This window comes from Kineococcus gynurae, assembly GCF_042433995.1.
Classification (GTDB): domain Bacteria; phylum Actinomycetota; class Actinomycetes; order Actinomycetales; family Kineococcaceae; genus Kineococcus; species Kineococcus gynurae.
In genome coordinates this window covers 60,719-73,303 of record NZ_JBHLUI010000002.1, presented here as the reverse complement: position 1 = coordinate 73,303, position 12,585 = coordinate 60,719, and the positions used below count along the sequence as shown (strand labels likewise).

Annotated in this window: 13 protein-coding genes; 8 read left to right on the top strand and 5 right to left on the bottom strand. The window is 74.6% G+C overall.

What is annotated here, in order from left to right; translation table 11 throughout:
* Positions 1-93 precede the first annotated feature (93 nt).
* Positions 94-603, top strand: coding sequence for a flavin reductase family protein (locus ACFFKU_RS00910; protein WP_380134788.1), 510 nt, complete (start codon positions 94-96; stop codon positions 601-603).
* Positions 604-622: 19 nt separating this feature from the next.
* Here the strand turns inward: ACFFKU_RS00910 and ACFFKU_RS00905 are convergent, their stop codons facing one another.
* Positions 623-2,239 (bottom strand): proline dehydrogenase family protein, encoded by a 1,617-nt coding sequence (locus ACFFKU_RS00905; protein ID WP_380134562.1) that lies wholly within the window; start codon positions 2,237-2,239, stop codon positions 623-625.
* On the bottom strand, positions 2,236-2,502 hold the full coding sequence (locus tag ACFFKU_RS00900) for a hypothetical protein (RefSeq protein ID WP_380134560.1): 267 nt from the start codon (positions 2,500-2,502) through the stop codon (positions 2,236-2,238). Before ACFFKU_RS00900 ends, ACFFKU_RS00905 begins: the two co-directional genes overlap by 4 nt.
* 175 nt (positions 2,503-2,677) lie before the next feature.
* Here ACFFKU_RS00900 and ACFFKU_RS00895 point away from each other — a divergent pair, with 175 nt between their 5' ends.
* Positions 2,678-3,472 carry a fructosamine kinase family protein gene (locus tag ACFFKU_RS00895; RefSeq protein WP_380134558.1) on the top strand — a complete coding sequence of 265 codons (795 nt, stop codon included), beginning with the start codon at positions 2,678-2,680 and terminating at the stop codon, positions 3,470-3,472.
* On the top strand, positions 3,469-4,047 hold the full coding sequence (locus ACFFKU_RS00890) for an MOSC domain-containing protein (protein WP_380134556.1): 579 nt from the start codon (positions 3,469-3,471) through the stop codon (positions 4,045-4,047). Before ACFFKU_RS00895 ends, ACFFKU_RS00890 begins: the two co-directional genes overlap by 4 nt.
* Positions 4,048-4,057: 10 nt before the next feature.
* On the opposite strand, the gene ACFFKU_RS00885 is transcribed toward ACFFKU_RS00890, so the two are convergent.
* Complete coding sequence (locus ACFFKU_RS00885; RefSeq protein ID WP_380134554.1) at positions 4,058-4,726, bottom strand: AMIN-like domain-containing (lipo)protein; 669 nt, start codon at positions 4,724-4,726, stop codon at positions 4,058-4,060.
* Between the two features lie 110 nt (positions 4,727-4,836).
* Here ACFFKU_RS00885 and ACFFKU_RS00880 point away from each other — a divergent pair, with 110 nt between their 5' ends.
* The 3 genes from ACFFKU_RS00880 (at position 4,837) to ACFFKU_RS00870 (ending at position 7,526) form a co-directional block, all read left to right on the top strand.
* On the top strand, positions 4,837-5,037 hold the full coding sequence (locus tag ACFFKU_RS00880) for a hypervirulence associated TUDOR domain-containing protein (RefSeq protein ID WP_380134552.1): 201 nt from the start codon (positions 4,837-4,839) through the stop codon (positions 5,035-5,037).
* A 78-nt stretch (positions 5,038-5,115) separates the two neighbouring features.
* The gene (gene purB / locus ACFFKU_RS00875; protein WP_380134785.1) at positions 5,116-6,495 is read left to right on the top strand and encodes an adenylosuccinate lyase; all 1,380 of its coding nucleotides are present in this window, start codon (positions 5,116-5,118) and stop codon (positions 6,493-6,495) included.
* Between the two features lie 2 nt (positions 6,496-6,497).
* Positions 6,498-7,526, top strand: coding sequence for a zinc-dependent alcohol dehydrogenase family protein (locus ACFFKU_RS00870; RefSeq protein WP_380134550.1), 1,029 nt, complete (start codon positions 6,498-6,500; stop codon positions 7,524-7,526).
* Positions 7,527-7,656: 130 nt separating this feature from the next.
* On the opposite strand, the gene cls is transcribed toward ACFFKU_RS00870, so the two are convergent.
* Positions 7,657-9,120 (bottom strand): cardiolipin synthase, encoded by a 1,464-nt coding sequence (gene cls / locus ACFFKU_RS00865; protein ID WP_380134782.1) that lies wholly within the window; start codon positions 9,118-9,120, stop codon positions 7,657-7,659.
* A gap of 46 nt (positions 9,121-9,166) precedes the next feature.
* The gene (locus tag ACFFKU_RS00860) at positions 9,167-9,814 is read right to left on the bottom strand and encodes a VOC family protein (protein ID WP_380134547.1); all 648 of its coding nucleotides are present in this window, start codon (positions 9,812-9,814) and stop codon (positions 9,167-9,169) included.
* A 118-nt stretch (positions 9,815-9,932) separates the two neighbouring features.
* On the opposite strand from ACFFKU_RS00860, the gene ACFFKU_RS00855 reads away from it, so the two are divergent.
* Both ACFFKU_RS00855 and ACFFKU_RS00850 read left to right on the top strand, forming a co-directional pair.
* The gene (locus ACFFKU_RS00855; RefSeq protein ID WP_380134544.1) at positions 9,933-12,134 is read left to right on the top strand and encodes a RecQ family ATP-dependent DNA helicase; all 2,202 of its coding nucleotides are present in this window, start codon (positions 9,933-9,935) and stop codon (positions 12,132-12,134) included.
* 90 nt (positions 12,135-12,224) lie between these two features.
* Complete coding sequence (locus tag ACFFKU_RS00850; RefSeq protein ID WP_380134542.1) at positions 12,225-12,575, top strand: DUF3817 domain-containing protein; 351 nt, start codon at positions 12,225-12,227, stop codon at positions 12,573-12,575.
* Positions 12,576-12,585: the final 10 nt, after the last annotated feature.

Genomic DNA, 12,585 nt, shown 5'->3' with positions numbered 1-12,585 from the left:
TCCGGCATAGCCGCCGGGGTCGTGGTGTTCCTGCCGGGGTGGGAGCCGCCGCGGCTGGCGCGCGGGGCACGACGAGCGGGACGGGTGGACGTCATGGAACTGGTGGACTTCGAGGACGACCCGGCCCGCCTGCGGTCCACGTTCGCCCTCTTCCCTTCCGGGGTCGCGGCCCTCTCGGCGGTCGTCGAGGGACGCCCCACGGTGCTGGTCGCCTCGTCCTTCCAGGTGGGCATCTCCGCCGACCCCCCGCTGGTGCTCTTCGCCGTGCAGCGCACCTCCCGCAGCTGGCCCGTCCTGCGGCGAGCCGGACGGATCGGGGTCTCCGTCCTCGGCGAGGTGCACGACGCGGCCGCGCGGCAGCTGGCCTCCCGGGCCGACGACCGGTTCCGCGGGATCCCCACCACGACGCTGCCGAACGGCGCGCACTTCGTGCAGGGCGCTCCCGTCTGGTTCGACACGAGCGTGCACGGGGAGTTCCCGGCGGGCGACCACGACGTGGTGCTGCTGCGGGTGCACGCCCTCGGCACCGACCCCGGGGCCGAACCGCTGGTGTTCCAGTCCTCGACGTTCCGTTCGCTCGTGCCGCGCCAGCCCGTGGCCTGACCGTCGTCGACCACGCGGTTCACCGCCGGGTCAACCGGTAGTCGGTGGCGGTGACGGTGGTGCCCGGCGCGTCCAGGAACGGGGCGGCCGACTCCAGGTAGGCGCGCAGGGCCGGGTCGTCGGAGGCGTCGACGGCCCGGGCCGTGCGCAGGTAGGCGTCGGACTCGTGGGCGGCCAGCCCCGCCCCCACGTCGGCGGTGACGACGATGCGCCCCTCCCCGCCGCCGGCCCGCACCCCGTCGAGACGGGGGACGAGATCGCCCGTGTGCTCCAGCTGCAGCACCCGCACGTCGGACGGTACGGGGATGCCGTCCACCGGGGACCCGGCGGTGAGGACGTGGGTGACGGTGAACTCCTCGCGCAGCCGGGGGTCGGCGGCCACGGCGGCCGCGGTCAGCCCGCCCTGGGAGTGCCCGGCGAGCAGCACCGGTTCGCCCGGGGCGATCCCGGCCTGCCGCATGGCCTCGACCACCCCGGCCTCGACCGCGGTGCCGGACCCGGCCACGAGGTCGAGGTTGGCCGTCAGGTCCATCGGCGTCCCGCCGACCGGTGTCCCGGCCCGCCACGTCTGGGTCCCGGGGATCTCCACGATCCAGCTCCGCCGACCGCCCCGGACGACCTGCTCGACCCGGACGGTGCCCGGCGGGGGCGGTGCGGCCGGGGCCAGCCGGGAGGCGAGGTCGGCGCCACCGGACCACCCCCCGGAGTTGATGCGGACGCCCTGGAGGATCTCCGCGACCCCGGTCGGGGCCCGCGCCGGGGTCCCGCGGCCCGGGGGCAGCCGCGTCACGGAGACCGCCGTGGCGCCGAAGACCGGGGCGACCGCGGCGAGACCGGTCAGCAGCCGGGCCACCCCGGCCGCGTCGGCGGCGACCTTGTCCGGGCTCCCGTCCCCGGCGAGGAGGAGCTCCGGGGAGCGCTGCGCCACCACCGCGGCGAACAGCGGGGAGGCCGCCGCCCCCGCCCGGACCACCTCCGGGGTGAGCTCCACCAGCGCCTGGACGAGATCGGGGTGCTCGGCCAGTTCCGCGCCACCCGCCCGCAGGACGCGCACCGCGTCGCCCGCCACCTGCTCGTCCAGCCCGGTCAGTCCGTCGACCGCTGCGGAGCGCAGGGCGCCGCGTTCGGTCTCGTCGAGCTCGCCGTCGGCGAGACCCGCACCGGCCGTCCGCACCAGGTGCAGGGTGAGCCGGCCCGCGCGGTGGGCCAGGTCGAGGACCAGGAAGACGCCGGCGGCCTGCGCCGTGGCACCCAGGGCGAACGGGGCCAGGGCCAGGGCCGTCGCACCGGCCCGGGCCCGGGCCGCGGCGAGGACGGCACCCGCCGCGGCCTCACCGACCTCGTAGGCGAGCGCGGCGGTCTGCAGCTGCACCGCCGTCTCCGTGAGCCGGGCCGCGGCCAGCGCGGAGGTCGCCAGCAGTTCGGCCAGCGAGCCCACCGCCGTCGCGCCCTCGGCGGGGGCCGGCAGCGAGGCGGTCACGAGCTCCGGGGCGGCCAGCAGCCCCGCGGCCGAGGCGGTGATCTCGGCGAACCGGACGGCCTGCGCGGACACCCGGTCGGCGACCCCGACGAGCTCGGCCGGGTCGACCGCAACCCGGACCCCGGACCCGGTCCGCACCGTGATGCCGCCGCTCACCCGGCACCGCCGGCAGCGGCGCGGGCGAGCCGGCGCAACGCCCGACCCGCGTCCGCGCACGTCTCCTCGACCCGGTGCCCGAGCGCGACGTCGCCGCCGAGCCGTTCCCGGAACCGGTCGGCGGCCGGCGAGCGCCAGCCCGTCGGGTCCACCGCGGTGAGCGCCCGTACGGCCTGCCGGGCCGACTCACCCGCCGCCTCGGCCCGCCGGGCCAGGACCTCGATCCCCTCGCCCCCCGCTCCTCCGACCCCCGGCAGCAGCACGGTCGACCCCCTCCCGCTCACGACCCGGTACGCGTCCCCGGTGGAATCCCGGGCACCGTCGGAACGCTAGGGACGGCGGGAGGTCGGGGTCCGACCCGGCGGAACGGTTGTGGACACCGCAGGATGATCCCGTCCCCTGTGGACAACGACGGGCGGGGGAGGAGAGGGGTACGCGATGGGACGCACGCCCGCCGCGCCGGGGGATCCCGTGCACCGCAAGCAGGTACCCGGGGCGGACCCGACGTCGGTGACCTTCGAGGCGGCCGGGCTGCGGTGGCTGGCCAAGGCCGGCGGGGTCCGCGTCGTGCCCCTCCTCGACCAGGGGCCGGACTTCCTGGTGCTGGAACGGGTCGAGCACCGCCGTCCCTCCCCCGCCGAGGCCGAGCGGTTCGGCCGGGACCTCGTGCGGACGCACGCCGCGGGTGCCCCCGCCTTCGGGGCGCTGCCCCCGGGAGCCGGCACCGGCTGGATCGCCGCCCTGCCCCTGCCCCCGACGCCGTCGGGGACGTCCTGGGGACGGTTCTACGCCCGCTGCCGCATCGCCCCCTTCGTCCGGGCCGGCCGCGACGCGGGGGCCTTCACCTCCGCGGACGTCGAGGTGCTGGACCGGGTCTGCGCCCGGCTGGAGGACGAGGAGGAGGCGCTCGTGACCGGGGTGGACGCGCCGGCGCGGCTGCACGGTGACCTTTGGTCGGGCAACGTCCTGTTCGGCCCCGAGGGGGCGGTGCTGATCGACCCCTCCGCGCACGGTGGCCACCCCGAGACCGACCTGGCGATGCTCGCGCTGTTCGGGGCGCCGCACCTGGACCGCGTGCTGGCCGCCTACGAGGAGGCCGCGGGTACCCCGCCGGGCCGGGCCGCCCGCACCCCGCTGCACCAGCTCTACCCGCTGCTGGTCCACACCGTGCTGTTCGGCGGAACATACGCGGCGCAGACCGTGCGCGCGGCCCGCGACTGCGGGGCCCTGTGAGCCCGGCCGTCGCGCACGTCTACGAGATCGAGCTGCTGCACCTGCTCGTCTCGCCCGAGCACGCCTACTTCGGGCGGCCCCGCGACGGGGCCGCCGACGTCGAGACCCACGACGCGACGAGCGTGGACCTGGTCGCGGGCAAGGGCATCCGCGGGGACCGGTTCTACGGAAAGGCCGCGCACATGGACGCGGCGGTGACCCTGCTCGCGCACGAGGCGTGGGTGGGGGTCGCCGAGGACCTGGGGCTCGACCCGGTGCCCGACGTCCTGCTGGCGCGGCGCAACCTCGTCGTCCGCGGGATCGAGCTGGACCCGTTGCGCGGCAACGACTTCACCATCGAGACCGCCGGCGGCTCGGTCGTCCTGCACGGCGGGCGGCCCGCCGCCCCCTGCGCCTGGATGGACCGCGTCGTGGCTCCCGGCGCCCACGCGGCGCTGCGCGGGCGGGGCGGTCTGCGCTGCCGGGTCGTCACCGACGGCCGGCTCGTCCGTGGCCCGGCCCGCCTGCTCTCGCCGGTCGAGATGGACCCCGCCCGGGCCGCAGACGCCGTGCTGCGCCGGACCCCGCTGCCCTGAAGACCCCGCCTCAGCGGACGTCGACCACGATCCGCGCGGGGTCGCTCAACCGCGTCAGGCGGTACTCGCGCACGTCGTCGTCCAGACCCACGACGACCTGGGCCTGCCCCTCCCAGGCCCCCTCGACGTGCACCTCCTCGACGAGCTCGGCCCCCTCGGGCGCGTCCACGTCACCCCGGAAGGCCTGGCGCCCCGCGGAGTCCGTGGTGCCGTCGGCCCCGTTCGCGATGCCGGTCAGGCTGATGTCGAGGAACCGGTCGCCGTCGACGTCGAGCGGCTCCCCGGAGAAGTCCTGCACCGCGGTGCCGGTCGGGTTGGCGAACCACCCGACGGAGTCGCCGTCGGTCGGGGCGAGGTCCACGACGATGCGCTCGTAACCCTGGTGCATGCCGAGCCGCACGCCCGTGATGCTGGAGCTGCCCGAGCCCGCGTACTCCGTGCGTCCCGCGATCGCGATCCAGGGGGTCTCGTCGCCGCCGGAGGGGGCGGGGTCGGCCGAGGCGCTCGCCCCGGCGCTCGGCGAGGGCGACGACGTGGCGCCGGACGAGCTCGACGACGTGGGGGTGCCCGACGTGGTGGCGGCCGGGGTCGAGGACACCGGAGCCGAGGCCGAGGCGACCGGGGTCGTGGCGGGGTCCGGATCCCCCCCACCGCACGCGCCCAGGCCGAGAGCGATCACGAACCCGCAACCCGCGGTGACGATCCGACGCATCCTGTCCCCCTCTGGTGACTGTGGGTCCCATCATGGCCCCGGATGCGCCTCCAGCGATTCGGGGTCACCCTCCGAGCATGGTGAAAGAGGGAGATCACGTCAGCTGGAAGACCCCCCAGGGCAAGACCGAGGGCGAGGTCGTGGAGAAGAAGACCGACGACTTCGAGCTCTACGGCCAGAAGCGTCGGGCCGACGAGGACGACCCCCAGGTCATCGTCGAGAGCGACAAGAGCGGCAAGAAGGCGGCGCACAAGGAGGAGTCCGTCGAGAAGGCGTGACCGCACGGGCCGGGGTGGGCCCGTGGGACCATCAGGCACGTGACCGACGCTGCCGGTGGCCCCGCCACCCACCCCGACCTGCCCGCGGCCGCCTCGCTGGGTGAGCCCGCTCTCGGCCCCCTGGACGGGCGCTACCGCTCCGCGGTGGCCCCCCTCGCCGAGCACCTCTCCGAGGCCGCCCTCAACCGTCGGCGCATCCACGTCGAGGTCGAGTGGCTGGTCTTCCTCGGGACGCACGACGTCGTCCCGGGGGCGCGTCGCATCACCGCGGACGAGATCACGCTGCTGCGGTCGCTGCCGCGGCAGTTCGGCGAGGCGGCGATCGAGGAACTGGCCGACATCGAGCGCGTCACCGTGCACGACGTGAAGGCCGTCGAGTACTGGATCAAGCGCCGGCTCGAGACGACCTCGCTCGCCGACGTCGCCGAGTTCACCCACCTGTTCTGCACCAGCGAGGACATCAACAACCTGTCCTACGCGCTGATGGTCCGCGACGCGGTCGCCCAGGTCTGGCTGCCCGCCGCCCGGGCGCTCACCGACGACGTCGCACGGATGGCCGTCGAGCTGCGCGACCTGCCGATGCTCGCCCGCACGCACGGTCAGCCCGCGACCCCGACCACCCTGGGCAAGGAGTTCGCGGTGCTGGCCGCCCGGTTGCGCCGCCAGCTCGACCGGATCGGGCGCGCGGAGTTCCTCGGCAAGTTCAACGGGGCCACCGGCACCTACGCCGCGCACCGGACCGCGGTCCCGGGTGCCGACTGGCCGGCGATCTCGAAGGAGTTCGTCGAGGGTCTGGGGCTGACCTGGAACCCGCTCACCACCCAGATCGAGCCGCACGACTGGCAGGCCGAGCTGTACGCCGACGTCGCCCGCTTCGGGCGCGTGCTGCACAACCTCTGCACCGACGTGTGGACCTACATCTCCCTGGGGTACTTCGCCCAGGTGCGCGGTCAGGGCACCGTGGGTTCCTCGACCATGCCGCACAAGGTGAACCCGATCCGCTTCGAGAACGCCGAGGCCAACCTCGAGGTGTCGGGCGGGTTGTTCCGGGTCCTGGAGGACACCCTCACGACGTCGCGGCTGCAGCGCGACCTGACCGACTCCTCCATGCAGCGCAACATCGGGGTCGCCTTCGGGCACTCGATGCTCGCCCTGCAGAACGTCGCCAAGGGTCTCGCCGGGCTCGACCCGGTCCCCGCCGCCCTCGAGGCCGACCTCGACGCCACCTGGGAGGTGCTGGGTGAGGCCGTGCAGTCGGTCATGCGCGTGCACGGGCTGCCCAACCCCTACGAGCGGTTGAAGGACCTGACCCGCGGCCGCAAGGTCGACCAGGCGAAGTTGCGTGAGTTCGTCGCGGAGCTGGGTCTGCCCGAGGGCGAGGCCGCCCGGTTGTCCCTGCTGACCCCGGGTGACTACGTGGGTGACGCCTCCGCGCTCGTCGACCACCTGGAGGCCTGACCGTGCGGGCGGTGCTGGTCGAGGAGTTCGGCGGCGAACCACAGGTCCGGGACGTGCCGGACCCGACGCCCGCCCCGCACGGGGTCGTGCTCGCCGTCCACGCGACGGGGGTCTGCCGCAGCGACTGGCACGCCTGGCAGGGCCACGACGACGACGTGCGGCTCCCCCACGTGCCCGGTCACGAACTGGCGGGCGAGGTCGTCGCCATCGGGGCCGAGGTGCGTCGGTTCGCCGTCGGCGACATCGTCACCACCCCGTTCATCACCGCCTGCGGGAACTGCCCCGAGTGCGCGGCCGGGCAGCAGCAGGTCTGCCGGTCGCAGACCCAGCCCGGGTTCACCGGGTGGGGTTCCTTCGCCGAGCTGGTGGCTCTCGACCACGCCGACCTGAACCTGGTCCGGCTCCCGGAGGACCTGTCCGCGTCGCACGCCGCGGCGCTCGGGTGCCGGGTCGCCACCGCGTTCCGGGCGGTGTCCGACGTGGCCGCGGTCCGACCCGGGGAGTTCGTGGCCGTCCACGGCTGCGGAGGCGTCGGGCTCTCGGCCGTCGCGATCGCCACCGCGGCGGGCGCCCGGGTGGTCGGGGTCGACCCGTCGCCCGCCGCGCGCGAGCTGGCCCGGACCTTCGGGGCGGACGAGGTGCTCGACCCGGCCGAGGCCGGCGAGGGCATCGCCGCCCTCACCGACGGCGGCGCCCACGTGTCCATCGACGCGGTGGGGCTGCCGGCCACCTGCGAGGCCTCGGTCCGCTCGCTGCGCCGCCGCGGTCGGCACGTGCAGATCGGGCTGCTGCCGGCCGCCGCCGGTCGGCCCGCCGTCCCCATGGACCGGGTCATCGCCTGGGAGCTGCAGGTGCTCGGCTCGCACGGCATGGCCGCGCACGACTACCCCCGACTGCTGTCGCTGGTGACCTCCGAACGGTTCCCGCTGGATCGCCTGGTCACCCGGGAACTGCCGCTGGCCGAGGGCCCCCGGGCCCTCGCCGAGGTCGCCACCGCCGCCGCGGCCGGCATCACCGTCCTGCGCCCCTGACCCCGTACACCCCGCACGCTCCCCCACCCACCCGTGATCAAGGAATCCTTCCCGCGGAATTCCTTGATCACGGGGGGAGAGGGGGTCGCGGGGGGTCGCGCGGGGGGCGCGGGGGGGGTCGCGAGGGGGGTTACTGCAGGGCCGAGGTGAGGCGGGCCAGGTTCTCCTTGATGACGTGCATCCGGGAACGGTTCATCCAGTCGTCCAGGGTGAGCTCGGTGCAGCGCTCGCGGTAGCGGTCCTCGATCCGACGCAGGTCGTCGACGAAGGACCGGCCGCACACCATGAGGGTGAGTTCCAGGTCGAGCATGAACGAGCGCATGTCCATGTTGGAGGAGCCGACGACGGCAACGTCCTCGTCCACGCTCATGTGCTTGGCGTGCAGCACGTACGGGGCGGGGTAGCGGTAGATGCGGACCCCGGCCCGCAACAGGTTCTCGTAGTAGGAGCACTCCGCGTAGTGCACGATCGCCTGGTCGCCGTGCTCGGAGACGAAGAGCTCCACGTCCACCCCGCGCTCGGCCGCGGTCGTGATGGCGTTGAGCATCGACTCGTCGGGCACGAAGTACGGGCTGGTGATGGAGACCCGGCGGTGCGCACCGTAGAACAGGGCGTTGAACAGCTTCAGGTTGTTCTCGGCGTCGAACCCGGGGCCGCTGGGGACGACCTGGCACTCGAGCCGGCCGGGGATCCGGTCACCGACCTCGGGACGTTCGGCCGCGAGCAGCACGTCGGTCTCGGAGTACCAGTCGGTGATGAACAGCGCGTCGACGCCGCTGACGACGGGGCCGTCGACGCGCACCATGAGGTCCTGCCACTGCAGCCCGCGCCGGATGTTGCCCCGCTTGTTGTAGCTGCGGTCCAGGACGTTCTGCGACCCGATCCAGCCGAACTCGCCGTCCACCACCAGGAGCTTGCGATGGTTGCGCAGGTCCGGTCGCTGGTACTTCAGCTTCTGCAGCTGAACGGGCAGCATCGGGTGCCACTCGATGCCGTGCTCGTCCAGGAACCGGGTCGTCTCCCGGTAGCCGGGTTGGCGCAGCGAACCCAGGTGGTCGAGCAGCACCCGCACGGTGACCCCGCGCGCCGCGGCGGCGGCCAGCGCCGTGAAGAACGGGGCCGAGGTCTGGTCCTTGGTGAGGATGTAGAACTCGACGTGGACGTAGTCGGTGGCCCGGTCGACGTCGGCCGCCATCCGGCGGATGCTCTCGTCGTACTCGTCGACGATCTCGGCCGCGTTGCCCCCGACCAGCGGCATCGACCCGAGGTTGCGGTTCAGCGCCACGACCCCGGACAACCACGGCGGCCAGGGGTTCTCCTCGCTCACCAGGTCCATGCCGCGGGTCGCGGCGAGGATCAGCTTGTTGATCTCGCGCTGCTTGCGCCGCCGGGCCCGCGGCAGTTTCGGGCTGCCGATGAGCAGGAACGCGATGACCCCGACGTAAGGGATGAAGAAGATCGTCAGCAACCACGCGAGGGCCGAGCTCGGGCGGCGGTTGACGGGAACGATGGCCACCGCCGTGAGGCGCACGACGAGGTCGACGGCCAGCAGCAGGATGGCCGAGGCGGTGAGGGAGTCGACCCAGTCCGGCAGGTGCCAGTAGTCGGTGCTCAGCCAGTCGGGCACGAGGCCGCCCGCGTCACAGCGTCACCGGGCCGCGCGGCGTCTCGAACGTCACCGAGTGCAGTCCCACCGCCGGGGTGACGTCCGGGCCGAGCCAGGTGAACTCCACGTGCTCGGCGCTGAAGTCCGGGGGCAGCCCGAGCCAGTCGCGGACGTGGTCGCGGTCCCCGGCGATCGTCAGCCCGGACAGTCGCGTCCCGCCGGCCAGGGCGATGGCCGAGGGGTGCTGGGTGGCGGGCCCGGCCCACTCGATGAGCAGCGGCAGCTGCGGGTCCTCGCGCAGGCCCGGCGCACCGATCTGCCGCCAGCGCAGCTCCACCCCGTCGGGTCGGCGCCGCACGCCCTCCTCGGCCCCCTCGCCCAGCCGGGCGGCGTGGGCGTCGAGGTCGTCGACGGTGACGGCCCAGACGAACCAGCCCCCGCCCGCCGCGGACCGTTCGCGCACCGCGTGCCCGAAGACGGCCTTGTCGGCCACCGGGTGGTCGAGCACCTCGACCACCTCGACGTAGCAGTTCCCCGACAGCGGGAGCACCACGTTGCGGGTCCCGAACCGGGGGTGCGGGCCTCCGTCGACGACACGGACGCCGAGCTGGGCGGCCAGCGATCTGGCCGTGGCCTGCAGCCCCTCGGGACCGGCGGCGTAGCCGACGTGATCGAGGCGCATGCCGCTCATCGTCTCAGAGGTCTCCGGATGCGCCCGCCGCGGTGCGGACCGGGCGGGCTCCACCCGGCGTCCGGGCCGGATCGGACCTCGTGTCGGGGGCGGGTGGCACAGTCGGGGCGTGCCCGAGGACCTCACGACCACCCCGCCGTCCACCCCCGCGCCCAGTTCCGGGTCCACCACCCCACCCGCTCCGGACCGCGGTGCCCTGCGCGCCGAGGCCGAGGAGATCCTGCGCCGGCTCGTCGGACGGCCCGACGCCGCGCTGCGCGAGGACCAGTGGACGGCGATCGAGGCGCTGGTCGCGGACTCGCGACGGGCCCTGGTCGTGCAGCGCACCGGCTGGGGCAAGTCGGCCGTCTACTTCGTCGCGACGGCGCTGCTGCGGGCCCGCGGGGCCGGGCCGACCGTCATCGTGTCGCCGCTGCTCGCGCTCATGCGCAACCAGGTCGCGGCGGCGGAACGGGCCGGGGTCCACGCGGTCACGGTGAACTCGACCAACGCCGAGCAGTGGGGCGAGGTCTACGAGCAGGTGCGGGCCGGGGCCGTCGACGTGCTGCTGGTGTCCCCCGAGCGGCTGAACAACCCCGGGTTCCGCGAGGAGGTGCTGCCCCGGCTGGCCGCCACCACGGGCCTGCTGGTGGTGGACGAGGCGCACTGCGTCTCCGACTGGGGCCACGACTTCCGTCCCGACTACCGCCGGATCCGGACCCTGCTGGCGGAGCTGCCCGCGGGAATCCCGGTGCTCGCGACGACGGCGACGGCCAACGCGCGGGTGACCGCCGACGTCGCCGAGCAGCTGTCGGTCTCGGGCACCCGGACCCTGGAGGACGTCCTGGTCCTGCGCGGTTCGCTCGACCGCGACTCGCTGCGCCTGGGGGTGCTGCGCCTGCCCGACCAGGCCCACCGGCTGGCCTGGCTGGTCGAGAACCTGCCCACCCTGCCCGGTTCGGGGATCGTCTACGTCCTGACCGTCGCCGCCGCCGGGGACGTCGCCGCCCACCTGCGCGCCCACGGGATCGAGGCCGTCGCCTACACGGGGCAGACCGAGGCCGACGACCGTCTGCAGATCGAGGCCGACCTGCTGGCCGACCGGGTCAAGGTGGTGGTCGCCACCAGCGCGCTGGGCATGGGTTTCGACAAGCCCGACCTGGGTTTCGTCGTCCACCTGGGCGCGCCGAGCTCACCCATCGCCTACTACCAGCAGGTCGGGCGCGCCGGGCGCGGCATCGCCGAGGCCGTCGTCGTGCTGCTGCCGGGCGCGGAGGACCGCGACATCTGGGCGCACTTCGCCGCCATGGGTTTCCCCGACGAGGACGACGTCCGGCTCGCCCTCTCGGTGCTGGGCGACGTCGGGGAACCGCTGTCCACCCCGGCCTTGGAGGCACGGGTCGCGCTGCGGCGCAACAGGTTGGAGATGATGCTGAAGGTCCTCGACGTGGACGGCGCCGTGCGCCGGGTCCGCGGCGGGTGGACCGCCACGGGGCAGCCCTGGCGCTACGACGCCGAGCGCTACGCCCGGGTCGCCGAGACCCGGGCCCACGAGCAGCAGGCGATGCTCGACTACCAGGCCACGCCCGGGTGCCGCCTGGAGTTCCTGCGCCGGGCGCTGGACGACGAGCAGGCCGAACCCTGCGGGCGGTGTGACAACTGCGGGGGTCTGGACCTGTCGGGGGAGGTCTCCCGCGAGCACGTCGACCGCGCCGACGCGGACCTCTCCCGGCCCGGGGTACCGCTCGTCCCGAAGAAGCAGTGGCCCTCCGGCCTCGCGGCGTTGGACGTGCCGCTGAGCGGGCGCATCGCCCCGGCCGAGCAACCGGGCGAGGGTCGCGCGGTGGCGCGCACGACCGACCTCGGCTGGGGCGGGGCGGTCCGCGAGCTGTTCGCGCCGGGCACCCCCGACGGCGAGACCCCGGTCCCGCTGCGGCACGCCGTCGTCCGCGTCCTGGAGGACTGGGGCCAGGACCTGCAACGGGCCGAACTGACCCTCGACGGGATCGTCGCGCTCTGCTCGGCCTCCCGCCCGCAGCTCGTGGCCCACCTCGCCGATGGGCTCGCCCGCTACACCGGGTTGCCGTTGCTGGCCACGTTCGTGCTGCGTCCGGGCGCGGGCCCCACCCGGAGCGACGTGAACTCCGCGCACCGGGTGGCCCAGGTGGTCGACCGGTTCCGGCTGCCAGAGGACGCCCCCGTCGCCGGCCGACGCGTGCTGCTGGTGGACGACCGGACCCGGTCCGGTTGGACGCTGACCGTGGCCGCCCGGATGCTGCGCCGGGCCGGGGCGAGCGGGGTGCACCCGTTCGTCCTCGCCGAGGGTGAGTGAGGACACAGCGTCCGCGGCCCTGACGGTCCGTCGGCTCCGGCGAGAATGGGTCGACACCGAAGGCTCCGTCGTCGACCGAGGAGGTCCCCCGTGCCCGCCGTCGCCCGCTGGTTCCGCACGATCGCGATCGTCGAGGCGGTGACCTGGGCCGCCCTGCTCGTGGCCATGTTCCTCAAGTACGTGGTCAAGACCCCGTACGAGGGCGGGGTGCCGGTCGTGGGGATGCTGCACGGCATCGCCTTCGTCGTGTACTGCGTCTCCACCCTCGTCGCGGCCACGACGTTGCGCTGGCGCTGGTGGGTGTGGCCTCTCGCGTTCGCCGCAGCGATCCCGCCGCTGGCCACCATCGCCTTCGAGCGCTGGGCCGGCCGCCGCGGCCTGCTGCACCGCGACCCGGCGCGCACCGTCTTCGGCGACCGCGCCCTCGCCCGGCAGGGCTGACCCCGCGGGT

Bases quoted from the DNA above. Each gene is read 5' to 3' on its own strand.
- ACFFKU_RS00895 (WP_380134558.1), top strand. From the start codon at position 2,678: ATGGGACGCACGCCCGCCGCGCCGGGGGATCCCGTGCACCGCAAGCAG.
- ACFFKU_RS00910 (WP_380134788.1), top strand. From the start codon at position 94: ATGGAACTGGTGGACTTCGAGGACGACCCGGCCCGCCTGCGGTCCACG.
- ACFFKU_RS00880 (WP_380134552.1), top strand. From the start codon at position 4,837: ATGGTGAAAGAGGGAGATCACGTCAGCTGGAAGACCCCCCAGGGCAAG.
- ACFFKU_RS00860 (WP_380134547.1), bottom strand. From the start codon at position 9,814: ATGCGCCTCGATCACGTCGGCTACGCCGCCGGTCCCGAGGGGCTGCAG.